Raw genomic sequence first — 22,828 nt, 5'->3', positions numbered from 1 at the left:
AGGGCCGTGACCCAGGGACCCACCGAGCGCCCGCCGATCGCGAAGCCTTCCGCGGTCCGCCCGCGCCGTCCCATGATCAAACCGATCATGGCCAGAATGCCGAGATACACGACGAGCACGCCGACGTAGACGCTCATCGGTCGTTCCTCCGGTTCCGGCGCCCGTCGGCGTAGGCCCAGACCACGGCGAGAACGATCGTGGCGGCCAACACGAGGAATGCCGCGAAGGTCGACCAGGGGAGTCCGAAGAGGGGCATGTCCAGACCTCGATCCGTGGGATCACCAGGAATAGCCGAGTTGCCATCGGAAGAACTGCACCGGACCGTCGATCGCGGGCAGGCCGTGGCGTCCGTCGTGGAAGGCACCGGGATCGAGGCGCTCCCACAGCAGGTGCCCCGTCAGGCCGTGACCGAAGTCGGCGTCCAGCGCGAGTTCGGTGAGCACGCCGCGTGGATCACCCGTGCTCGGCGACCAGATCGCGTCGACCACGCCGCGCAGGCGGATCGAATCCGTCCAGCGCGAGGTGAAGGGCCGTTCGAGTGCGAGTCGCGGTGCGGCCAGGTCCTCCCACGCGGCGACGTGCACGCGCCCGGGCGTACTCTCGCCGATCAGCGAGTACAGGTACATCTCCGACCACTTCGGCCATCGTCCCCACGGGGTGCGGAAGGGGCGGAGATCCCCGTCGAGTCCGGAGTAGGTGTAGGCGCCCGTCTCCAGCGTCCAGTCGCCCGCGAGGGGCCAGCGCACCGCGCCCTCGCCCGCGAAGGCGAAGCCCGTGCCGCGCGCGACCGCGTCGTTCGCCGCCGCGCGCACCGTGCCGTTCTGGTGCTGCGCGGCGATCTCCACGTGCCAGTGCTCCCGGACGCGTCGCACGCCCAGGGTGAGCGTTCCCAGGTCCTCCAGCGCGTCGTCGGGATCGGACTCGAACTTGCCGATGAACGACAGCGCCCAGCTCCCGTGCGCGGCGCGCAGCATCACGCCGGTCTCGTCGGCATCGGTCAGGGCCCGTTCGACGTCGTCGACCAGGACGAAGTCGTCGCGCTTGCGGTTGTGGACGACCGCGCCGTCGAGTTCCCAGGCGCCGGCGTCGTGGACGATGCGCACGCCGTCGTGGTACATGCTGCGGCTGCCGTCCAGAGGGTGTCCCTCGAGGACGAGGAAGCCGCCGGGCCAGAGGATGTCCTGCCGGCCGACGGTCCACCTGGTGCTCGGGCTCGGGGTCCACGACAACGACGCCCGGTCGACGATCACCTCGTCGAAGTCGGGCTCGCGCCGCGGTGTGCGCAGGTGGCGATGCTCGTTGTCCAGGCGCGCCTCGACCCGCACGGCCGACGTCTCGTAGGCCAGCCCCACCCGGGCGCGCACGCGGACCCAGTCGCGATCGGGCTCGGGGGCGAAGTGGTAGACGCCGTCGAGGATCTCCTCGCGCACCCGTAGGTCGAAGCTCGGGGTCCACGATGCGGCCTGCGCCGTCGAGACGAGCGTCAAGAGAACGAGGATCGATCGGAGCACGGCGACGTCCTTTCGGACGCCGAGACTAGGGTGGCCGACCGGACAGGCCAAGATCGGCGCGTGGGCAGATCACACTTCTGGCCGGTCACCGCGCGCTCTATTCCACCAACGTCACCCTCCCCACGTCCACCTCCCGACCGTCGATCCGCAGGCGTACCAGGAACACTCCCGACGCCACGCGCCGGCCGGCGTGGTCGACCGCCGTCCAGTGCACGACGCCGTCGCCGCGTCCGCGGGCGGCGTCGAGCAGGGTCGCCACGTAGCGGCCGCTCACGTCGTAGACGTCGATGGTCACCCGTCCCGCGCGATCGACGAAGTAGGGAAGCGTCACGCTGGCGTTGAAGGGATTCGGTCGTCCGCGGTCGAGGTGCGACGGTCCGGTCACGACCGGCGGCGTCACCGAGGTCGCGGTGGCGAAGCCGTACACGCCGGTGCGCTGCGGATCGTGGCGGTCCATCGGCCACTGCAGCGCCGCGGCCTGGTAGCTGCCGGCGAGCAGGTCGAAGCACGTCACGACGCCGTCACCGGCGATCACCAGTTCGAGATGCCCGTCGCCGTCGAGGTCACCCACGGCAGGCGTACCGGCCACAGGGGCGTCGACGTTCAACACGCTGCACGGCAGCTCGTTCGCGTTCGGGTCGAGGACGTGGCACGTACCGAGGCTGCTGCCGAAAACCGCGCGTCCGGACTTGCCGTGGCCCCAATCGATCGGACCACCGGCGCAGCCCTCGCCGTGGAAGGTCGATCCCCAGCTGTGCGGCCACGAGGCCACGACGAGGCCGTCGCCGTCGACCAGCCAGGCGTGGTGACGCCGGTAGCTCGGAAAGCCGCCCACGAGTTCCTCGGAGTCGAACAGGATCTCGGGATCGCCGTCGCCGTCGGCATCCCACACGCCGGGATTCGTGGCGATGGCGCCCACGAGCGATACCGGGAAGGGTCCGGTGCCACCGCTGAGCGTGTAGCCGTGCAGTCGTCCGGACAGGTCGCCGAAGAAGAACTCGAGCGTGTCGTCCCCGCCGACGTCCGCGGCCACGGGTGACGACACGACCTCCGTCGGCAACGACAGCGGCCACGGCGCACCGATGCTCGTGCCGTCGGCGTGCAGGACGTGCACCCGAGACTGCGGGGCATGCTTCACCACCGGCGTGGCGACGGCGACGATCATCGGCGTCGAACCGTCGAGGCGGCCCACCAGGGGCGATGCGCGCAGACCGACGCCGCTGCCGAGCGAGACCGGCCATCCGCTCACGGCGTTGCCGTCGCCGTCGAGCACGATCAGCGCACCGCTGTGCGTGCCCACGATCACCTCGCAGCCGGAATCGCCCGTCAGGTCGAACAAGGCGGGCGTGGCCGTGATCGTGTCCTTCATCGGATGGGTCCACAGCAGGGTGCCGGTCGACGACAGGCAGAGCACGTCGCCGCTCTCGCTCGCGGCCACCACCTCGAGCCCTCCGCCGGTCACCACGTCGCCCACGGCGACGGCCGCCGTGAACACCTCGTCGGAGGTGTACGGCCAGCCCGGCAGCGCTTCGCCGCGGGCGTCGAGGGCATGCACCTCACCCGTCGCGGTCGCGAACACCACGTGGCGCGGTCCGGCGACGTCGCGGGCGAGCGTGGCGATCGCCGGCGAAGTGGTCATGCCGCTCACGTTCACCGGCCAGCCCTGCTCGAGCGGATACGACCACTCGATGTCCAGCGGTCCGGCCACGTTGTCGTCCTCCTTCCACTCGTCGACCTCTTCCTGCGTGTCGACCCGTACCCAGGCCCGCCGGACGACGACGTCGGGCCAGGTGAAGGGATCGGTCTCCCAGGTGACCGTCTCGCCCACGTCCATGCCGCCGATCCGGCGGGACTGGTCGCCGGCCACGCCGGGCACGGGGGTCGACGGACGGTGCTCGTAGAAGTCCACGTCGAAGACGCTCGCCGCGGCGTGGCCGTCGTTGGTGATCTCGATGGTCGCGGTGACGGTCTCGCCGACCGCCGGGGTCGCCGCACTCAGGGTGAACGAGGTCACCGTGAGGTTCGGGCGCAGGACCCACTGCAGCGGGACGGGCCCGAGGATGTTGTCGTCCTCGTGGCCGATCTCGTCGACGTCCTCGCGGAAGTCGACGAAGGCATAGGTCCGGAAGGTTGTCTCGTACAGACTCAGGATGTCGCCGGTGAACGCGGCCGAGTCGCCCGGGGCGAGTCCTGGATGTTCGAAGATCGGGCCGTTGGGCAACTGGCCGGGCGAGGGAGGCGACGACAGGTCGTGGTAGAAGGCCAGGTCGAAGGCGCCGCTGGCCACGTTGCCCACGTTCGCCGCGACGATCCGGCTGGTCGTGGTCTCGCCGACCTCGGCCGGGTCGTCGGCGAAGCTCACGCTGCGCACGATCAGGTTCGGCGCACTCGGTGCTCCGCTCTGCTGCATGCCGGCCGCGTAGACGTCGGTCTCGGTGCCCTTGCGCTCGTCCTCCCAGGCGACGATCGGGTCGAAGCCACCGCCGGGTTCGGCGACCACGTGCGGGCGCTCGGACGAATACCCGCCGGGTACCAGCGCTTCGGTGCCGGGCCACCCGTACTGCCGTTCGACGTAGCAGAACCGCACGCGCGACACGCCGTCGACGTCGTCGTCGAGCCAGGTGACGTAGCTCCCCCACACGCCGTGGTCGATGGCCAGGTCCGGGGCGTGGTTGCCCGCCTCCTCGTCGGAGATCAGCTTCGGGTTCCCGCCGCTCCAGAGTTCCTCGCCGTCGAGGGGATCGAGGCGCTGCATGTACACGCCCGCCCCGTCGCCCGTGGCGTCGAAGCGATCCCAGGCGACGATGCAGCCGCCCATGCCGTCGGGAATCATGCGGGGATCGGGTCCCGGGCGGCGGTCGTCGATGGTGTCGGTGTCGACGACGGTGGTCCAGAAGCCGTAGGTGGACGAGTCGATGGCGGCGACGGCCAGGCGGTCGGCGCCCCACGGGATCGAACTCGACGCGGTGAAGCGGTAGGCGACGTACACGCCGCCGCTGCTGCGGTCGCGGTCGGCCAGACGGACGCGCGAGCCGGGATTGACGATGCCGAAGTGCGTGCCACTGCTTCCGCCCCAGCGCGGAGCACCGGTCACGTCGACCCACTGCACGCGTCCGGTGCGGAGGCCGCTGATCCACGACACGAAGGCGCCGTAGCTCTTGCTCGAGTTCGAGATGATTTCGAGTTCGGCGGAGGCGTCGGGGTCGGTGCCGATCACGACGCCGCCGTTGGCCCAGCGGACCGTGCCGCTCGCGTCGACGCGCTGCGCGCGGACCTCGTGTCCCCCGACCTTCTCGCGCACCCAGGCGACGATCACGCCGCCGAAGCGATCGGTCACGCACACCGGCCGCAGGTTGTTCGCCGAGGCGCCGCCCGAGGCGACGACGATTCCGCCGTCGCCGAACAGGTCGGGATCACCGTCGGCGTCGAAGTGCTGCACGTGGACGTCGATCGGGGTGATGATCCCACGCTGCCACACGACCCAGGCCCCGCCCGCGCCGTCGGGACAGACGTCCGGATGGATCTGCCCCGGCCCGGTCGGATCGACGTCGATGCCGTCCGTTCCCCACAGGCCGTTGCCGGCTGGATCGAGGCGTTGCACGTAGGCGTCGAAGGCCATCGCGCGGAAGTCGGCCCAGGTGAGCAGCATGCCCCCCGAACCGTCGGGACGGGTCCTCAGGTCGTACTGGTCGTTCGCGGCGGTGCAGACGGGCGTGCCGTCGGACTGCCAGGCGGCGGCGACGGCCGGCAACAGCAACAGGAAGACGACGATCGACACGGCCACGATGCCACGGAGCATGACACGATCTCCCGGCTGGGCCGCGCGGGAGGCGGGCACGGCGGGGTCGGTGGCCGGCCGGGACGGGGGTCGCGACGGAATCGCGGACCGGAGGGGCAGGACGACCGGACGACGTCTCGGTCAAGGGCCGCACGGCCTCGAAGAAGGGACCGTCTCTTCGCCACGCGGCGTACGACGGAGAGGTTAGCAGAGGCGCGCGCCGTTGCGAATGATGCGTCAGCACCGAAGCGTGCGTCAGTGTCCCTCGAGCGCGCGGACGACCTCGGCGTCGCCCGCGGCCATCTCCGCGCCGAAGCTCGACGACCAGGTGCCGCGCACGCCGGTGCCCGGATCGCTCAGCGCGAAGAGGATCGACATGTCCGAGGGATTGCTCTCGCCCTCGAAGCGCACCGTCTCGTCCACGTGCAGGTCGGTGGGATCGAAGGTTTGCTCGCCGCTGGCGGTCACCAGCCGCTGGTCCTCGACGCGGAACGCTTCGGTGTAGCCGCTCTTCTGCAGCCGCTGCATGGCCTCGGCCAGGGTCTCCATGGACATGGGTTCGTTCCTTCTGCGGGGAGACGGGACGGCTACGAGCAATCGCGGAGGCGGCGCCGAGGTTGTATCGGGAGATCCCCCAGACCCGTCCCGGGCGCATGGTCGCCGGGCCCGCCTGTCGCTAGGTTCATTCCATGGCCCGCACGCGATCCAGACCCTGGTTCGACCCGCGTCGGTGGTTCCGCTCCTCGGCGAGCTTCGTCGAGCGGATCACCGGACGTGTGCGCCGGCGCGCCGTGCTCGCCCGCATGAAGAAGGGCGACATCGTCCTGGCCAGCCCCCGGCTCGTACGCCTGTCGCCGATCGCGCTGGCGTACCGCCTGCTGCTCGGTTCGCGCTACGTGCACAGTATGCTGTACGTCGGCTCCGACCGGATGATCCACACGACCACGCGCCACGGCGTGGTCATGGGCCGCATCCCCCGGAAACTCTTCGACCGCGAACGCTACGCGATCTACCGCGCGCCGGGGCTCACCGACGCCGAACGCGAGAAGGTCGTCGACCACGCCGTCGCGTCGCTGGAACGCGAGCTCGATCCGGTGGCGTTGGCCGCCAACATCCCCGCGCGCTGGTTCCGGCTGCGCGAACCCGTCGCGCGGATCGAGAAGAACCGCGTGTGGTGCAGCAAGCTGATCGCCGAGGCCTACCGCGAAGGCGCGGGCGTGGAGATCGTGCCTCGCGATGCCGAGGGCACGGTCATGACCGAGGACTTCGCGAACAGTCCGGCGCTGCAGCGAGTCTGAACGCCGACACGGGATGTCCGGATCTGTTAGGATCACGGGACCACTTCGATCTTCCCCCCGTCGAACGCCCGAATCCGAGCCCGGAGGTCGCCGTGCGCGCATCGTTCCTGTCGTTCCTCGTCGTCTTCTGTTGTTTCGCCTTCTCCACGACACCGGCCTTTGCGGTCGACAGCGACGGCGACGGTCTCGACGACGACGTCGAGGTCGCGATCGGCTCCGATCCGGCGAATCCGGACAGCGACCGCGATCTGGTGCGCGACGGCGACGAGGCGCCGGGCGGGAATCCGGTCGACAGCGATGCCGACGGCTTGGCGGACATCCTCGACACCGACGACGACGGCGATGGCATCGCGACGGCCGAAGAGGACGTCGACCTCGACCGCAATCCGTTGTCCGACGATACCGACGCCGACGGCACCCCGAACTATCTGGACACCGACGACGACGGCGACGGCGTGCCGACCGCGACCGAGTCCGCCGAGGACCGTGACGCCGACGGCACCCCGAACTATCTGGACACCGACGACGACGGCGATGGAATCGAGACCGTGGCCGAGGACGTGAACGGCAACGGCACCGCGGCCGACGACGACACCGACTCCGACGGCACGCCCGACTACCTGGATTCCGACGACGACGGCGACGGGATTCCCACTGCGAGCGAGTCGACCGGCGACACCGACGGCGACGGCACGCCCGACTACCTCGATCCCCTGACCGACAGCGACGGTGACGGCCTGGACGACGGCGACGAGCGCGACGTGTACGGCACCGACCCCTTCGATCCCGACAGCGACGGCGACGGTCTCGACGACGGCACCGAGATCGCCGGTCCGACCGACGCCCTCGACGCCGACAGCGACGACGACGGTCTGGGTGACGGTTCGGAAGCCGATGCCGGTCTCGACCCCTTCGATCCGGACAGCGACGGCGACGGCTTGGACGACGGTCTCGAACTGGGTCTGACCGCCGGCATCGAGGGCGGGACGAGCGGGGGCAGCGGGGTGCCCTTCGACGGGACCGACCCCGCGGTCTTCGTCCCCGACGGGGACCCGACCACGACCACGCTGGCCCTCGATCCCGACAGCGACGGTGACGGCCTCGACGACGGCACCGAGGACGCCGACCGCGACGGCGTGCGCGACCCCGACGAGACCGACCCGATCGACGACGACAGCGACGGCGACGGCTTCGGCGACGGCACCGAGACGACCGCCGGCTCCGATCCGCTCGACCCGAACGACACGCCGGAGACCGTGAACGATCCGGTGATCCTGGCGATCGTCGACGTGCCGAACGACCAGGGCCGCCGCGTGCGCATCCGCTGGAGTCCGAGTCGGCTGGACACGGCGGGATCGACCGAACCGATCGTGTCGTACGGGATCTACCGCCGCGTCGACGACGGCGCGCTCGCCCGCGACGCCGAGCCCGCGCGCCACGCCACCGCGCCCGGCGTGTGGGACTTCGTGCGCAGTGTTCCGGCCACGGCCGAGGCGGACTACAGCGCCCTGGCGACCACGCTCTGCGACTCGACCGAGTCGGGCGTCTGCCTCTCGACCTTCTTCGTCCGCGCGCAGACCGGTGCCCCGGCGGTCTTCCACGACTCCGCGCCCGACAGCGGCTACTCGGTCGACGACCTCGCGCCGAACGTGCCGGCCAACCTGTCCGTGAGCTACGACGTGAGCGGCAACACGCTCACCTGGGACGAATCGCTCGACGAGGACTTCCGCTACTTCCGCGTGTACCGTTCGAGCACCCCGGACTTCGAACCGACCACCGACGTGCTCGTGCGCTCGACCACCGGCGCGGGTTGGACCGACACCGAGGCCGCGGGGCCCGGCGTGTACTACGCGGTCACGGCCGTCGACTTCGCGGGCAACGAGAGCGAGGCGGCGACCGTGACGGCGACCGGCGTCGACGCGCCGACCCCACGACGCGCCGCATTGCTCGCCAACACGCCGAATCCCTTCAACCCCAGCACGAGCCTACGGTTCTTCCTGCCCGAGGCCCGCGAGATCGAACTGACGATCTACGACGCCGCCGGCCGTCGCGTGCGCACGCTCGCGCGCGGGCCGTGGAAGGCCGGCGAGCACACGGTGCAGTGGAACGGCCGCGACGACCGCGGCGGGAGCGTGGCCAGCGGTGTGTACCTCTACCGCCTGCGGGCCGGGGACTTCGAGCGGACCCGGCGCATGACGTTGCTGAAGTAGGCGCCGCCCGCTCGGCGACGAAGGGCCCGGCCGCGTCGTTCCGGCCGGGCCCTTCGTCGTCCCTAGCGCATCACCAGCCCGCCATCGACGACCAGGTCCTGCCCCGTGACCGCCCGCGCCCACGGCGAGGCGAAGAACACGGCGGTGTCGGCCAGGTCCTCCGGGGTGGTCACGCGACGCAGGGGCGTGGACCCCTCGATGATGTCGAAGACCGCGTCGGACGTGGCCGCGCTGGCGTCGGTGGTACGCAGCAGTCCGCCCGACACCATGTTCACGGTGATGCCCTCCGGTCCGAGTTCGGCGGCCATGTTGCGGACGAAGCCGAGCAGCGCGGCCTTCGCCGTGGTGTAGTCGTGGTACGGGACCACCGGGTTGTGCACGAGGTTCGACCCGATCGCGACGACACGACCGGATCCGAGGTCCCGCATGCCGGGAAGGCAGGCCTGCACGAGGTTCAGTGCCCCGTGGACCGCGCCGTCGACCTGGTCGCGGTAGGCATCCCAGGTGATGTCGGCGGCGGTGGGTCGGTTCGCGGCGTCGAAGCGGAAGTCGATCAGGGCGTTGTGGACCAACGTCGAGACGGGAGCGCCGAAGTGTGCGCGCGCCGTCTCGATCATCCGGTCGACCTCGGTGCGATCGCGGACGTCGGCGCGGACGGGCAGGGCGCTGTCGCCGATGTGGGCGGCGACCGCGTGCGCCGCCTCCTCGCTGCGGAACCAGTTCACGACCACGCGGGCGCCCTCGCGCCCGAAGGCACGGGCGATCGCGGCGCCCAGACCCCGGCTGGCACCGGAGACGACGACGACCTGTTCGGAGAGCGGCAGGGACTGCATGCGGAGACCACCTCGGCTCGGGGAGACATGGAGATCCACGAAGCCGGTGGCCCGCGTCCGTTCCGGACGGAAGACGGTGCGTCGCTTCCCTGCGCCGGTACGAACCGGATCAGGTTCCAGGGGACTCTCTCAGCACCGACGTCGATCCGTCGGGGCACCCCCAGCTTCGCCGAGGCACGAGGCTAGTGCCGAGGGGAGCCGGGCACAAGGGTCGTCAGGGCTGCGACCGCTTCGACTCGAGCCACTGCGCGATCGGCTCCCACTGCTGCCATTCCTGCCAGGCCATGTACGGAGCCAGCTCCCACACGCCCAGACCGTTGCCGTAGGCCCGCACGTAGTTCTGCGCGTCGCGCAGGTGGCCGATCACGGGGACCTTCAGCGTCTTCAGGAATTCCTCGAGCTCGCGGTAGATCGAGTAGTGCTCGCGCACGCGGTTGGCGACCACGCCGATCTTCACCTCTCTGCGCGAGACCTTGCCGACGTTGCGGATCTCCTCGATGAAACGGCTCGCGGCGCGCATGTCGACCGTCGACGGCAACACCGGAATGATCACGGTCTCGGCGTGCTTGAGGATCGCGGTCAGCTCGGGCCCGTGGGTGGACGCGGGCGCGTCCATCACCAGGAAGTCCGTGTGCGGGTTCAACTTCTTGAGCCCTTCGGAATGCGCGTCGATCCCGGCGATCGGGGGACGGTCCTCGGGCCGCACGGCCAGCCAGTCCATGCTCGACTGCTGGGGATCGAAGTCGGCCAGGCTGACGTTCACGTTCTCCCACTGCGACGCGAAGTACGCCGCGATGTTCGTGGCCAGCGTGGACTTCCCGCACCCGCCCTTCGCGTTCACCACCATGTATCGACGCATGAGCCGGCTCCTCGGTCGGGGACTTGCCGTGTTCCGGAGAAGTCTAACGGGCCTCGGGAGTTGGTCCACCCCTGGATTTTGCCCGGAATGAAGTCCCGAGAAGGACCAGTGTGCTGGCAGAATCCATCCGGCCCGTGTGGACGAACCCCCTTCGCACGGTGTGTCGGGTCCCGAAAGGAGCCTTCCGCCGTAGAATCCGGAGAGAAGCGCCGGCACTGCCGCGTGGCTCCCCCGGCCCCCCTTCCCGGAGATTCCATCGTGCGGCTTCGCCAACTCATCCCGCTCGTGACGCTCGTCCTCGTGGCGCTCGTGGTCGCCACCGCCGGTGCCGAGGTGCCCGCCGAGTCCCGCAACGAGAGCTACGTCGACCCCGATCTCGACATGCAGCGCATGCTCAGCCGGCTCGAGCGCGAGACCCGTGAGGTCTATTCCCTGCGCGACGAGATCGTCGAGGTGTCCGGTTTCGAGCCGGGCGACGTGGTGGCCGACGTGGGCGCGGGCACCGGGGCGTTCATGGACCAGTTGGTCGAAGCCGTCGGCGCGGAAGGCCACCTCTACGCCGTGGAGATCTCGATCCGCTTCGTCGAGCACCTGCGCGAGCGCGCGAACGAGGCCGGCCACGACAACGTCACGACCGTCTTCAGCTCCTATACCTCGGCGACCTTGCCGACCGCCTCGGTCGACCGCATCATCACGATCGACACCTACCATCACTTCGACGACTACGAGGCCATGCTGGCGTCGATGTACGACGCCCTGGTGCCGGGCGGCGAGATGATCGTCGTCGACTTCGACCGGGTCGAGGGCAAGTCGCGTGAGTGGATCCTGAGCCACGTGCGCGACTCGAAGGACACCTTTCGGTCGGAGATCGAGGCCGCGGGCTTCGAGTTCGTGGAGGAGGTCGAGATCGAAGGCATGGTCGACAACTTCTTCCATCGTTATCGCCGTCCGTGAGCGAGGACGAAAGGCGCCACTTCGGACCCACCACGCTGGCGGCGTTGGTGGTCGCGAACATGATCGGCGCCGGGGTCTTCACCACCTCGGGCTACGCGCTGGCCGACCTGGGCTCGCCGGCGCGCGTTCTGGTCGCGTGGCTGGTCGGCGGGCTGATCGCGCTCTGCGGGGCGATCGGATACGGGGCCTTGGCGCGGCAACTGACCCAATCGGGTGGTGAGTACCTGTTCCTGTCGCGCGTGGTGCACCCGGCCGCGGGCTTCGTGGCCGGCTGGATCTCGTTGCTGGCGGGTTTCACCGGAGCGATCGCCTTCGCAGCCCACGCCTTCGAGGGTTACGTACGGCCGCAGGACACGGCGATTCCCGAGCACGGACTCGCGATCGGTGCCGTGTTGCTGGCGGCGCTGTTGCACGGTGTCCGGGTGCGGCCGGGAGCGTGGACCCAGAATCTGATCGTGGGTCTGAAGCTCGTGGTCCTCGTGGCCTTCGTCGGGATCTGCGTGGTCCTGTGGATCCGGGGCGGTGCGGATTGGGCGCCCGGGACTCCCGCGCCGGGACCCTTCTCGATCACCGTGTTCGCGAGTTCCCTGGTGTGGATCTCCCTCAGCTACTCGGGCTTCAATGCGGCGGTGTACGTGGCCGGTGAGGCGCGCGATCCCGCGCGGACGGTTCCGCGGGCCATGCTGCGCGCGACGGTCGCCGTCACGCTCGTCTACCTCGCCCTGAACACCGTCTTCGTCGGATTCGCTCCGCACGACGCCGTCTCCGGCCGGCCCGACGTCGCGTTCGCCGCCGCGCGTGCGCTGATGGGCGAGACGGGCGCGCAGTTGGTGCGGGCGGTCGTCGGACTGTCGCTGCTGAGTTCGGTGTCGTCGATGGTCATGGCCGGGCCGCGGGTCTTCGCGCGCATGGCGGACGACGGCCTCTTCCCCGCCTCGCTGCGATTCCGGGGAGAGCTCCCCGCCAAGGCGATCTGGGCACAGGCGGCTGCGGCCGTGCTCGTGATCGTCGTCTCCGACCTCGAATCGCTGCTGTCGTACCTCGGACTGACGCTCTCGCTGTCGGCCGCGCTGACGGTGTCGGGTCTGTTCGTCCTGCGCCGACGGCAGGGAGCAGAGGCGGTGCCGGTGACGGGGTCGATCGGACTCCCTGCGTTCTACGTCGTCGCCACCATCGGTCTCGGGGTCCTCGCCGCGTGGGAGAAGCCGTGGGAGTGGGTGGCCGCGGCCGTGACGATCATCAGCGGAGTGCTCGTGTACTCGCTGATCCGACGCCGGCGCTAGCCCGAGGTCTCGGGCACCTGCACGCCCGCGCGGTCCAGGAGACTCCGGAGGAGCCGGGCGAGCCGTTCCGTTTCGGAGTCGTCGAGCGATCGCAGGGGGGCGTCGAGACGCTCCCGCTCGGCCCCGATCCGCTCGAGCAGTGTGGCGCCCGCCGGCGTGATCGTCACGTCGACCAGCCGGCGGTCGCCGCAGCAGGGCGCCTTCTCCACCAGTCCCTTGTTCACCAGGCGATCCACGAGGCGCGAGGCATCCGACGCGGGATCGACCGCGCGCTCGCGGATCTGCAGGGTGCTCAGGGGTTCAGGCGCACTGCTCTGCAGGATGCGCAGGATCTCGTACTGCGGTGGGGTGAGCCCGAAGGGCTCGAGGAAGTCGCGAAGCTCGCTCCGCAGCCATGCCGCCGCACGCAGGAGGTTCCGGCGCAGGTCCTGCCTCGTGTCGCCCTCCACGGCTGTCACCGCGTCGCCGTCTCGAGAGCCGGCGCTTCGGGGAAGTCCACCGGGAAGTCCACGGCGTTGTGCATGTAGTTGCTGATCGTCTTCGCACCGACCAGGGCCACCGCGTCGACGAACTGGCGCTTGTCGAATCCGGCGTCGAAGAAGGCGTCGGCGACGTCGTCGCTCACCTTGCCCCGGTTGCGCACGAGATCGCGTGCGAGATCCGACGCGGCACGCAGACGCGGGTCCTCGACCTCGCCGCGGCGGATCGCCACGGTGGTGGCCTGGTCGAGACCGGCCATCGTGCCGAGCATGGTGTGGGCGGCCAGGCAGTAGTCGCAGCCGTTCTCCTGCGAGGTGGCCAGGTGCAGCGCCTGCACCTCGCGCGGCTCCAGGCTCGATTCCTCCAGCGCCGGCTGGAACTGGAGCAGGCCCTGGAGGGCCACGGGGGACAGCCCGAGCACGGCGTAGAGATTCGGAAGGGTGCCGAACTTCTGCTCGATCTGGTCGAAGATCTGCTGGCTCTCGGCGGGAACCTGCTCGCGGGTCGGGACGTCGAATCGGCTCATGGGGTTTCGCTCTCTCTCGGATTCGGGGTTCGATCATCGCGTCACCGTGGCGTACGGCGGGCCACCATCGATGGGACACCATTGCTCGTGAACGAATCGTGACGTCGGGACACGTTCACCGATGCCGAGGAAGGAAACCGAGATGCTCCGACTGATCCTGCCGCTGCTCCTCGCCCCGATCGCCGCCGGGGCGGGTGCCGTCGAGTTGCCCTGCGAGGAACGTCTGCCCGAATTCGAACTCGAGGACCAGTTCGAGGACGAGCGCACGCAGGACGACGTGCTGGGCACGGTCAGCGTGCTGATCTGGGCCGACCGCGACGCCCGCGAGTGGTCCGACGACTGGCGGGACATGCTCACGGCCGCCCTGCGCGGTCAGGTGGAGGGCGATCTGGTGCAGATCCGCGGCTGGGCCCACACCAAGGGCGCGCCCTTCTTCGTGAAGGGCCGCATCCGGGGTTCGTTCCCCGAGGAGCCCGAGCGCTGGGCCGTGCTCGACTGGGACGGCGTGTTCGAGGAGCACTTCGAGCCCCGCGAGGAACACGTGACCGTGTTCGTGTTCGACCGCGAGGGATGCCTGGTGGCGCGGGAGAGCGGTCAGGAAGTGGAGGCCCGGAGCGTGGCCATGCTGGTCGACGCCGCGCAGAAGGTCCTGGTGCGCGATCTCGAGCGCTCCGAGCGCTGAATTCCCGTAGCTTTTCCCGGCGCCGATCGCGGCCTATACTCCCCGGTCCGCGCCCGTTCCCCGAGCCCTCCGATCGTGGTGATGCCGATGAAGAACCTCTGCCTGTCGATCGTCCTGCTCGCCGCCGCCGTGCTGCCCGTCCGGGCGCAGGAGTCCGGTGTCGAGCCCTTCTCCGCCGAGCATCTGGTGATGATGGACCGGATCTCGTCGACGACCGTGTCCCCGGACGGCGAGCACGTGGCCTTCGTGGTGCGCCACACCGATCGCGAGGCCAACCGTGGCCGTACCGATCTGTACCTCATGGAGAACGACGGCGAGGACCTGCGCCGGCTCACCGCCGACCCCGCCGGTGACTGGAATCCCGTGTGGGCGCCCGACTCGCAGTGGATCTACTTCCTGTCGAGCCGCTCCGGCAGCAGCCAGATCTGGCGGATCCGCATCGACGGGGGCGAGGCCCAGCCGGTGAGCGACCTGCCGCTCGGCGTGGGCGACCTGAAGCTCTCGCCCGACGGACGCCAGGTGGCCTTCTCCATGGAGGTCTTCGTCGACTGCCCCGACCTCGAGTGCACGACCGAGCGCCTCGAGGAGCGGGAGGACGACGACCGCAGCGGCATGGTCTACGACCAGCTCTTCGTTCGCCACTGGGACACCTGGAAGGACGGCCGCCGCCGACATCTGTTCGTGGCCCGCGTGCTCGACGACGGCACGATCGACGAGCCGATCGACGTCATGCCGGACATGGACGCCGACTCACCGAGCAAGCCCTTCGGCGGTGCGAGTGAGTACACCTTCACGCCCGACGGCACCGGGATCGTGTTCACGGCGCGCAACGCCGGCGCCCAGGAGCCCTGGAGTACGAACTTCGACCTGTACCACTCGCTGATCCTCGACCCGCGTCCGCAGAACCTGACCACCGACAACGAGGCCTGGGACACCACGCCGGTCTTCTCGCCCGACGGATCGGCGCTGGCCTTCCTGTCGATGCGCGTTCCGAACTACGAGGCCGACCGCTACCGCATCGTCACCAGGAACTGGGAGTCGACGGGCAACCAGCCGAAGGTCGGTCCGCGCCACTGGGTGAGCGAGGACTGGGACCGATCGGCCTACTCGCTGGGCTGGACCGAGGAGGGCCGTGCGTTCCTGTCGCACGCGAACCACCTCGGGCGCCGGGCGCTGTTCCGCATCGACGCCCGCACCGGCGAGTCCGAGATCCTGGTCGACGGCGGCTCGGTGAAGAGCGAGGAGCACCGCGACGGGCGCATCTACTTCGCCGAGGACAACTTCCGCAGCCCCGTGCAGATCTTCTCGATCGACGAGGACGGCGGCGACCGGAAGCAGCTCACGGACTTCAACACCGAGCGCCTCGCGAAGGTCGCCATGGGCGAGCCCGAACAGTTCACCTTCACCGGGGCCAACGGCGACGAGGTCTACGCGTGGATCGTCGAGCCGGCGAACTTCGATCCCGACCGCACCTACCCGGTGGCCTTCCTCATCCACGGCGGACCGCAGGGCAGCTTCGGGCAGGGCTTCCACTACCGCTGGAACCCGCAGACCTACGCGGGGGCGGGCTACGCTTCGGTGATGGTCGACTTCCACGGCTCGACCGGCTACGGGCAGGACTTCACCGACAGCATCCAGGACAACTGGGGCGGCTGGCCGCTCGAGGACCTGCAGAAGGGCCTGGCCGCCGCGCTGGAGCGCTACCCGTGGATGGACGACGAACGCGTCGCCGCGCTGGGCGCGAGCTACGGCGGCTACATGATCAACTGGATCGCCGGCAACTGGCCCGAGCGGTTCACCTGCCTGGTGAACCACGACGGTCTGTTCGACCTGGAGTCGATGTACTACTCGACCGAGGAACTGTGGTTCCCCGAGCGCGAGTTCGGCGGCCAGCCCTGGAACAGTCGCGCCTACGAGCGCTGGAGCCCGTCGAACCACGTCGAGAAGTGGCAGACGCCCATGCTGGTGGTCCACGGGGAGCTCGACTACCGCGTACCGATCGGCGAGGGGCTGCAGACCTTCACCGCACTGCAGCGGCGGGGCATCCCGAGCCGCCTGCTGTACTTCCCCGACGAGAACCACTGGGTTCTGCAGCCGGAGAACTCCCTCATGTGGCACGAGGAAGTCATCGGGTGGATCGATCGCTGGACCAAGCCGGGAGAGGCCCGCTAGGCGTGCGCTTCGACCCCGACCTGCTGGTCCGCGGCGACGACGTGGAGCGGGCGGCGCTGGCGCTGTTCGGCGCCCCGCTCCGCGAACGTCCCGCTCTGAGCCACGTGGCGGCGGTGTGGTCTCCCGACGACCGCCACCGCCACGTGCTGCGCATCGATCCGCGCGGTCCACGCAGCGACACCGATCGCTTCGTGCTCGGCCTGGGCCGCGCCCGTGCCGACGCGATCGTCACCACCGGCGCGATCCTGCGCGCCGAGCCCACGCTGCGCTTCGACCTGCGGGGCCCGGGCGCCGGCGCGCTCATGCGCTGGCGGGTGGACGTCCACGAACTCGGCCCGCCCATCGTGTTGATCCTCACGCACGGTGCGCTGGACTTCGACCATCCCGCGCTGAAGGGCCCGGCACGCGTGGTCCTCTACGTTCCCGACGACCGGGTGGACTTCGTGCGGAAGCGGTTGACGTCCTTCCGCTGGATCACGGTGTGCGGCGACGAAACTCCCTCGTTGGAGCGCGCTCTGGACTGGCTCCGCCGCGAACGGGAGTGCGCGAGCATTTCGATCGAGGCCGGCCCGAGCACGGCGTCGCCTCTGTACGAGCCCGAGGGGGCTGTCGACGAGTTGCTGCTGTCGCGGTGGACGGGTGATCGACTCGACGAGGATCTGATCGCGGGCGACCTGCCCGACGACACGACGCTGCGCCACACCATGGAGCGTGTCCACGCGAGCCCGGTCGACGATCAGGGCTGGGTCTTCGAGCGCTGGGTGCGGCGCCGGGAGGGATCGGGGTCATGAAGCAGTACACTCACGAGTTCACCGTCCGGACCAGCGGTCCCGGTGCCCACGAGTTCACCCACGACGTGGTCGACTGGGTGCATTCGTGCGGAATCGACGAAGGCCTGTTGACCCTCCACGGCCGGCACACCTCGGCGTCGCTCCTGATCATGGAGAATGCCGACCCCGAGGTCCTGCGCGACCTGGAGCGGTGGATGCGCCGGGCCGTTCCACCGGGCGACCCACTGTTCCGCCACACGGCCGAAGGTCCCGACGACATGCCCGCCCACGTGCGGACGGCGTTGACACCGATCTCGCTGTCGATCCCCGTGCTCGACGGCCGACCCGCGCTCGGGACCTGGCAGGGTGTCTTCGTCTACGAACATCGTGATCACGGGCATCGGCGCCGAGTGGCGGCGCACCTGTCGGGGGTGTAATCGTTTCCGGACCGGTCCGAGGTTCGGCCCGGGAACACCCCTGTTCCAGTCCGGAGTCGGTATGAAGCCCGTCCTGAAGCGGACCCTGATCGGTCTGGCCGTCGTGTTCGTCGGAGCCCAGTTCTACCGCCCCGATCGTCCGAATCCACCCGTCGACCCCTCGCAGACGCTCCGGGCGAATCTGCAGGTCCCCGACGACGTCCTCTCGTTGATCGAGCGTTCCTGCGGCGACTGCCACACGCACGGCACCGAGTGGCCGTGGTACAGCAACGTGGCCCCGGCCTCGTGGCTCGTCGCCCACCACGCCACCCACGGCCGCGAGTACGTGGACTTCGACCGCTGGGGCGAGATGACGGCCTACGAGGCGCAGGACTGCCTCGACGAGATCGCCGAGGTGGTCGAGTCGGGAGAGATGCCACTGCCGGTGTACCTGCCGTTGCATCCCGAGGCGCAGATGACCGAAGCGGAGCGGGAGCGGCTGGTGACGTGGGCCACGTCGACGCGGGACCGTCTTCGCGAAGAGATCGGCGGCGACGGGGCCGATGGATCCGACGACGGGCACGGCGGCCACGAGCACTGATCCGGATGGACGAAGGCCGCCCCACTTCGGCGGGGCGGCCTTCTCGAGCACCCGGATCGGTCTCCGGGCTATTCTTCCGGCAGCTCCGGTCGGCCCTCGAGGATCTGGAACTCGACCCGGCGGTTCTGCGTGCGGCCTTCTTCGGTGGCGTTGTCGGCGATCGGCTTCTCCTCGCCGTAGCCCACGGCCACCATCTGCTCGCTCGAGATCCAGTCGAAGTTGTCGACCATGTAGTCGACCACCGTCTGCGCGCGTTCCTGCGACAGCTGCTGGTTCACCTCGAGCGAACCACGGTCGTCGGTGTGGCCGCCGACCTCGATCTTCAGGTTCGGCCACTTGCGCATCCACTGGGCGACCGGGCGGAGCAGGGCGGTTCCTCCGGCCTGCATCTCGGCACTGCCGCTCTCGAACTCGATCTCGCTCAGCACGTACAGGCCGGTCTCGTAGAACTCCCGCTCGTCGTCCGAGGTGACGCGCGGGCAGCCGGTGTCGCGATCGACGGGCACGCCCGAGGGGGTGCCGGGGCACTGGTCGATGCCGTCGAAGACGGTGTCGCCGTCGGAGTCGATGCCGCAGCCGCGCTCGTCGACGACCGCGCCCGGCGGGGTCACGCACTGGTCGATGCCGTCGTAGACGCCGTCCTCGTCGCTGTCGATCGGCGTGCCGAGCGAGTCGACCTCGGCGCCGAGGGGCGTGTCGGGAGCGATGTCGATCCCGTCGAACACGCCGTCCTGATCGCTGTCGATCGGACAGCCCTGCGCGTCGACGACCACGCGCTCGCCGGTGTCGGGACAGTTGTCGAAGCGGTCGATGATTCCGTCACCGTCGGTGTCGCGGTGCCAGTTGTCACCGATCTCGACCTGGACCGAGCCGGTCACCAGGAAGCTGTGGCCGGTCTGCGACGAGTCGACGAAGGGTTCGTCGAAATCGTTGTACAGGTAGCGCCCCTCCAGCCGGGCCTGCACCCGATGGTAGTCGCCGTCGCTGAGCTCGAGCATGGCGCCCAGGCCGGCCTGGAAGCCCTCGTATTCCTCCTGCAGGCCGCGGACGTCGTCGGGTTCGAAGCGCAGCTCCTGCCAGCCGGCCATGGCGTAGGGTGTCACGTTGCGGTCGTGCCAGACCTGGTATCGCAGGTCGACGCTCAGGTAGCGGACGTCGACATCCTTGCCCTCGGGCAGATCGGGTTCGGGTGAGAACTCGCGCAGCGAAGTCCCGGGCACGTAGCCGAGGGTGCCCTCGATCCCCCAGTTCCGGTTGAACATGAAGCCCACGCTCCCGCCCAGGAAGACACCCGGATCCACGTTCGAGCGCTCCGACAGCAGCATGTAGCCGATGCTCGGTGTGAAGGTGACCCGCTCGCCGTCGGGGTAGGCCGCCGCGGGGGGCGCCAGCGCGACGAGCGCGGCGAGGACGAGGACGGGGGCGATCAGGCGGGACACGGCGCACCTCCGGCGGGTCCGGACGCCCGCGACGCGTTCGTGGGGAACGGGCGGGCGCAGTTCGCGGATTCGGTGTCGAGACAACCTGCCAAATCAACCCCGGAACGAGCCCCGATGCAACCCCGAATCGGCCCGCCGGGCGGTCCCCGGACACGCCGGGAGCCGGACCCCGCCCCGGGATCCGGCTCTCGAGAGGACTCGATCGGAGCTCCCGGACTACTCGCTGCCGGCCGTCGACTCGATGGGGGGCCGCAGGTAGTGGCAGTTGTACCCGCCCGGATTCTTCACCAGGTAGTCCTGATGGTAGTCCTCCGCGTCGTACCAGGCGCCCGCGTCCTCGATCGTGGTCACGACGGGGTTCTTCCAGGCACCCGACGCGTCGACCTCGTCGCGCACGCGCTCGGCGATGCGGCGCTGTTCGTCGTCGCGGACGAAGATCGCCGACCGGTACTGGGTGCCCCGGTCGTTGCCCTGCTGGTTCAGGGTGGTGGGGTCGTGCAGGCGGAAGAAGTACTCCAGGATCTCCTCGTATCCGATCTTCGAGGGATCGAAGACGATCCGGACCGCCTCGGCGTGCCCGGTCGCACCGGTGACCACGTCGCGGTAGGAGGGGTTCTTCTTCGTACCGCCGGTGTACCCGACCCGCGTCTCGATCACACCGTCGAGCTCACGGAGCAGGTGCTCGACGCCCCAGAAACAGCCGCCGGCCAGCAGTGCGACGTCCTGGGTCAGGGCCTCGGTGTCGGCCACGTTCGGGGCACCGGCGGGAAACACACCGGCGTCGACGAAGGGCTTCAGGTAGTCGCCGTAGCCCTGCTTCTCCATCGACCCGACGGGGACGAAGCGCAGGGCCGCCGAATTGATGCAGTAGCGCTGGCCGGTGGGCTCGGGGCCGTCCCCGAACACGTGGCCCAGGTGTGAATCCGCGTGACGGCTGCGGACCTCGGTCCGCATCATGCCGAAGGCGTGGTCGTCGTGTTCGACCACGTGATCCGCGTCGAGCGGCCGCACGAAGCTCGGCCAGCCGCTGCCCGATTCGTACTTGTCGAGCGAGCTGAACAGGGGTTCGCCACTCACCACGTCGACGTAGATTCCGTGGTCCTTGGTGTTCCAGTACTCACCGGTGAAGGCGACCTCGGTCCCGCTCTCCTGCGTGACCCGGTACTGCAGGTCGTCCAGCGTCTCACGGAGTTCCTCGTCGCTCGGCTTCTGGTAGTCGCTCATGGCGGCGGCCTCCCATCGGGGCGTGTCGGTCGGGGTCTCGTCGGACTCGGTGGCCTCTGCCCGGGTGCAGCCGATCGCGGTGACGACCGAAAGCACCAGGAACAGGGTCGGGATTCGCTTCGACATCGCAACTCGCGTCCGGGGGGTGAACTCTTCGGGGCGGTGCTACGGGGCGGGTCAGGACCTCGACCGGCGGTTGCGCCGGCGTTTGATCCGGGTCACCACCCAGGTTCCACTCCGTGGGTCCTCCTCGAGTTCCAGGAATCCGGCGTCGCGCACGTCTTCGAGCAGGTCGGAGAAGGCGTCGTACCCCAGCGCCGTCTCGCTGAACGAGGGGCGCTTGCGGCGCATGGTGTCCTTCACCAGCGAGGCCTGGGGGCGATCGTGACCCTCCCTCTGGAGCGCGCGGACGGTCTCGAACAAGAGCGCCCAGGCGTCCTTCTTGTCGTCGGGGATTCCGGCCCGCGCCGTCGTCTTCGGTGTCTCGACGAGGTCCTCGTAGAACAGGAACTCGTCACAGTTCTCGGCGAGCAGCTCGCTGGTCGACTCGCGCATGCCCACTCCGATCACCGTCTTCCCGTTCGCCTTGAGCTGGCTCACCAGCGGCGAGAAGTCGCTGTCGCCGGACACGATCACGAAGGTGTCGACGTGATCCTTGGTGTGGCACATCTCCATGGCGTCGACCACCAGGCGGATGTCGGCGGAGTTCTTCCCCGTCATCGCGCGGTGCGGGATCTCGACCAGCGCCACTCCCGACTCGTGGAGAGTGCTGGTCTGTTTGCGGAATCGGCTCCAGTCGCAGTAGGCGACCTTCGAGACCACCTTTCCCTTCTCGACCAGACGGTCGAGGATGCGTCGGATCTCGAACTTGCTCCGGCCCTGGGGTTGGGCCAGGGCCAGATTCTCGTAGTCGATGAACACGGCCAGGTTCTGCACAGGGGGACCTCGGGAGGGTTTCGGCCGCCTTCAGCTCGACAGGCGGCGCTGGGCCTCGGCACGCATCAGCCAGGCGTCGACGTGGTCGCTCTCCATCTCGAGGACCTCTTCGAACACCGCGCGCGCTTCGTCCTCGCGACCCATTTCGTCGAGGACGATCCCGATCTCCAGCCGGTGGGCCATGCGCGGTTCGATCGCGTAGGCTCGACGGAAGTGTTCCAGGGCCTGTTCGTAGCTGGCATCGGGGAAACCACCGTACACCACCCGGACCAGCGCCTTGGTGAAGAAACCGAGCGACGCGACCTCGCGGTGCCAGCGGCCGAGCAGATGATAGGCACCGTCGTGGTCCGGGTCGATCTCGATCGTCTTCAGGGCCAGTTCCTTGACTTCGCGCGAGCCGCGGACCTTGTCCCCGTTGCCGCCCATGAGCGAGTGCCGCCCGATGGCGATGGCCAGATTGAAGTTCACGTCGGGGTGCTCGGGGTCGAGCGCGCGCGCGGCGCGCAGCTGATCGACGCCGCGGCGGTAGTAATCGCGGGTCTCGTCCTCGCTGCCGACCTCGGCCTCGACTTCGCCGATGTCGACGTAGGCCTTGCCCAGACGCCAGGCCGCCTCGATGTCGTCCGGATCCTCGGCGACCAGCTCTTCGAGGCGCTCGACGGCCGCTTCGTACTTGCCCACGGTGAGCAATTCGTCGACGTCCTCCAGCGCCGCCCAGCGTTCGTCGGCGTAGCGTGCCGTCTGCGCGGTCGTTGCGCCGCTGCCGGCGATCTCCGCGGCCGCGCCGGCCGTGGCGGTGGTCAGGGCGAGCACGGTGATCCAGAGGCGCATGGGGGTCCTCCCGGGGATGGTGTCG

Annotated in this window: 21 protein-coding genes and 1 riboswitch; of the genes, 9 read left to right on the top strand and 12 right to left on the bottom strand. The window is 69.4% G+C overall.

From position 1 onward, the window contains the following. Nucleotides 1–133 precede the first annotated feature (133 nt). From VKA86_11275 to VKA86_11260, 4 genes are all read right to left on the bottom strand, one after another. Complete coding sequence (locus VKA86_11275; protein HKK71790.1) at nucleotides 134–256, bottom strand: hypothetical protein; 123 nt, start codon at nucleotides 254–256, stop codon at nucleotides 134–136. 22 nt (nucleotides 257–278) lie between these two features. Further along, nucleotides 279–1,511 carry a hypothetical protein gene (locus VKA86_11270; protein ID HKK71789.1) on the bottom strand — a complete coding sequence of 411 codons (1,233 nt, stop codon included), beginning with the start codon at nucleotides 1,509–1,511 and terminating at the stop codon, nucleotides 279–281. A gap of 97 nt (nucleotides 1,512–1,608) precedes the next feature. Further along, a complete protein-coding gene (locus tag VKA86_11265; protein ID HKK71788.1) occupies nucleotides 1,609–5,310 on the bottom strand; it encodes a CARDB domain-containing protein in 3,702 nt (1,233 codons plus the stop codon). A gap of 234 nt (nucleotides 5,311–5,544) precedes the next feature. Further along, nucleotides 5,545–5,844, bottom strand: coding sequence for a hypothetical protein (locus VKA86_11260; GenBank protein HKK71787.1), 300 nt, complete (start codon nucleotides 5,842–5,844; stop codon nucleotides 5,545–5,547). Between the two features lie 134 nt (nucleotides 5,845–5,978). On the opposite strand from VKA86_11260, the gene VKA86_11255 reads away from it, so the two are divergent. Together VKA86_11255 and VKA86_11250 are read left to right on the top strand one after the other, a co-directional pair. After that, nucleotides 5,979–6,587, top strand: a complete 609-nt coding sequence (locus tag VKA86_11255; GenBank protein ID HKK71786.1) for a hypothetical protein — start codon at nucleotides 5,979–5,981, stop codon at nucleotides 6,585–6,587. A 92-nt stretch (nucleotides 6,588–6,679) separates the two neighbouring features. Further along, a complete protein-coding gene (locus VKA86_11250; protein ID HKK71785.1) occupies nucleotides 6,680–8,797 on the top strand; it encodes a FlgD immunoglobulin-like domain containing protein in 2,118 nt (705 codons plus the stop codon). Between the two features lie 62 nt (nucleotides 8,798–8,859). Here the strand turns inward: VKA86_11250 and VKA86_11245 are convergent, their stop codons facing one another. Together VKA86_11245 and VKA86_11240 are read right to left on the bottom strand one after the other, a co-directional pair. Then, on the bottom strand, nucleotides 8,860–9,630 hold the full coding sequence (locus VKA86_11245) for a 3-oxoacyl-ACP reductase (GenBank protein HKK71784.1): 771 nt from the start codon (nucleotides 9,628–9,630) through the stop codon (nucleotides 8,860–8,862). A 69-nt stretch (nucleotides 9,631–9,699) separates the two neighbouring features. Continuing rightward, nucleotides 9,700–9,802: riboswitch (TPP riboswitch) on the bottom strand. Between the two features lie 42 nt (nucleotides 9,803–9,844). Then, nucleotides 9,845–10,489 carry a ParA family protein gene (locus tag VKA86_11240; GenBank protein HKK71783.1) on the bottom strand — a complete coding sequence of 215 codons (645 nt, stop codon included), beginning with the start codon at nucleotides 10,487–10,489 and terminating at the stop codon, nucleotides 9,845–9,847. 258 nt (nucleotides 10,490–10,747) lie between these two features. Between VKA86_11240 and VKA86_11235 the strand changes: the two genes are divergently transcribed. After that, entirely contained in the window at nucleotides 10,748–11,443 is a 696-nt protein-coding gene (locus tag VKA86_11235) for a class I SAM-dependent methyltransferase (GenBank protein HKK71782.1), read from the top strand. After that, the gene (locus tag VKA86_11230) at nucleotides 11,440–12,726 is read left to right on the top strand and encodes an amino acid permease (GenBank protein ID HKK71781.1); all 1,287 of its coding nucleotides are present in this window, start codon (nucleotides 11,440–11,442) and stop codon (nucleotides 12,724–12,726) included. Before VKA86_11235 ends, VKA86_11230 begins: the two co-directional genes overlap by 4 nt. Here VKA86_11230 and VKA86_11225 read toward each other — a convergent pair. Together VKA86_11225 and VKA86_11220 are read right to left on the bottom strand one after the other, a co-directional pair. Further along, the gene (locus tag VKA86_11225) at nucleotides 12,723–13,184 is read right to left on the bottom strand and encodes a MarR family transcriptional regulator (GenBank protein HKK71780.1); all 462 of its coding nucleotides are present in this window, start codon (nucleotides 13,182–13,184) and stop codon (nucleotides 12,723–12,725) included. The genes VKA86_11230 and VKA86_11225 overlap by 4 nt on opposite strands. Next, nucleotides 13,181–13,732 carry a carboxymuconolactone decarboxylase family protein gene (locus tag VKA86_11220; protein HKK71779.1) on the bottom strand — a complete coding sequence of 184 codons (552 nt, stop codon included), beginning with the start codon at nucleotides 13,730–13,732 and terminating at the stop codon, nucleotides 13,181–13,183. The genes VKA86_11225 and VKA86_11220 overlap by 4 nt, the downstream gene beginning before the upstream one ends. A 142-nt stretch (nucleotides 13,733–13,874) precedes the next feature. On the opposite strand from VKA86_11220, the gene VKA86_11215 reads away from it, so the two are divergent. From VKA86_11215 to VKA86_11195, 5 genes are all read left to right on the top strand, one after another. After that, the gene (locus tag VKA86_11215) at nucleotides 13,875–14,414 is read left to right on the top strand and encodes a hypothetical protein (GenBank protein HKK71778.1); all 540 of its coding nucleotides are present in this window, start codon (nucleotides 13,875–13,877) and stop codon (nucleotides 14,412–14,414) included. Nucleotides 14,415–14,501: 87 nt separating this feature from the next. Next, nucleotides 14,502–16,586, top strand: coding sequence for a S9 family peptidase (locus VKA86_11210; GenBank protein ID HKK71777.1), 2,085 nt, complete (start codon nucleotides 14,502–14,504; stop codon nucleotides 16,584–16,586). A 2-nt stretch (nucleotides 16,587–16,588) separates the two neighbouring features. Further along, nucleotides 16,589–17,377: a hypothetical protein gene (locus VKA86_11205; protein ID HKK71776.1), complete on the top strand. Its 789-nt coding sequence runs from the start codon at nucleotides 16,589–16,591 to the stop codon at nucleotides 17,375–17,377. Further along, entirely contained in the window at nucleotides 17,374–17,793 is a 420-nt protein-coding gene (locus tag VKA86_11200; protein ID HKK71775.1) for a secondary thiamine-phosphate synthase enzyme YjbQ, read from the top strand. Before VKA86_11205 ends, VKA86_11200 begins: the two co-directional genes overlap by 4 nt. 61 nt (nucleotides 17,794–17,854) lie before the next feature. Further along, the gene (locus tag VKA86_11195; GenBank protein HKK71774.1) at nucleotides 17,855–18,373 is read left to right on the top strand and encodes a heme-binding domain-containing protein; all 519 of its coding nucleotides are present in this window, start codon (nucleotides 17,855–17,857) and stop codon (nucleotides 18,371–18,373) included. Between the two features lie 68 nt (nucleotides 18,374–18,441). Here VKA86_11195 and VKA86_11190 read toward each other — a convergent pair whose 3' ends face one another. The 4 genes from VKA86_11190 to VKA86_11175 all read right to left on the bottom strand — a co-directional run bounded on the left by VKA86_11190 (nucleotide 18,442) and on the right by VKA86_11175 (nucleotide 22,803). Next, a complete protein-coding gene (locus VKA86_11190) occupies nucleotides 18,442–19,812 on the bottom strand; it encodes an OmpA family protein (protein ID HKK71773.1) in 1,371 nt (456 codons plus the stop codon). A 216-nt stretch (nucleotides 19,813–20,028) separates the two neighbouring features. Continuing rightward, nucleotides 20,029–21,162 (bottom strand): bifunctional methionine sulfoxide reductase B/A protein, encoded by a 1,134-nt coding sequence (locus VKA86_11185; protein HKK71772.1) that lies wholly within the window; start codon nucleotides 21,160–21,162, stop codon nucleotides 20,029–20,031. Nucleotides 21,163–21,213: 51 nt separating this feature from the next. Continuing rightward, nucleotides 21,214–21,972 (bottom strand): NYN domain-containing protein, encoded by a 759-nt coding sequence (locus VKA86_11180; protein ID HKK71771.1) that lies wholly within the window; start codon nucleotides 21,970–21,972, stop codon nucleotides 21,214–21,216. Between the two features lie 30 nt (nucleotides 21,973–22,002). Beyond that, nucleotides 22,003–22,803: a tetratricopeptide repeat protein gene (locus tag VKA86_11175; protein HKK71770.1), complete on the bottom strand. Its 801-nt coding sequence runs from the start codon at nucleotides 22,801–22,803 to the stop codon at nucleotides 22,003–22,005. Nucleotides 22,804–22,828: the final 25 nt, after the last annotated feature.

The sequence above is a fragment of the Candidatus Krumholzibacteriia bacterium genome (genome assembly GCA_035268685.1).
GTDB lineage: Bacteria > Krumholzibacteriota > Krumholzibacteriia > JAJRXK01 > JAJRXK01 > JAJRXK01.
This window is presented reverse-complemented; position numbering and strand designations above follow the sequence as displayed.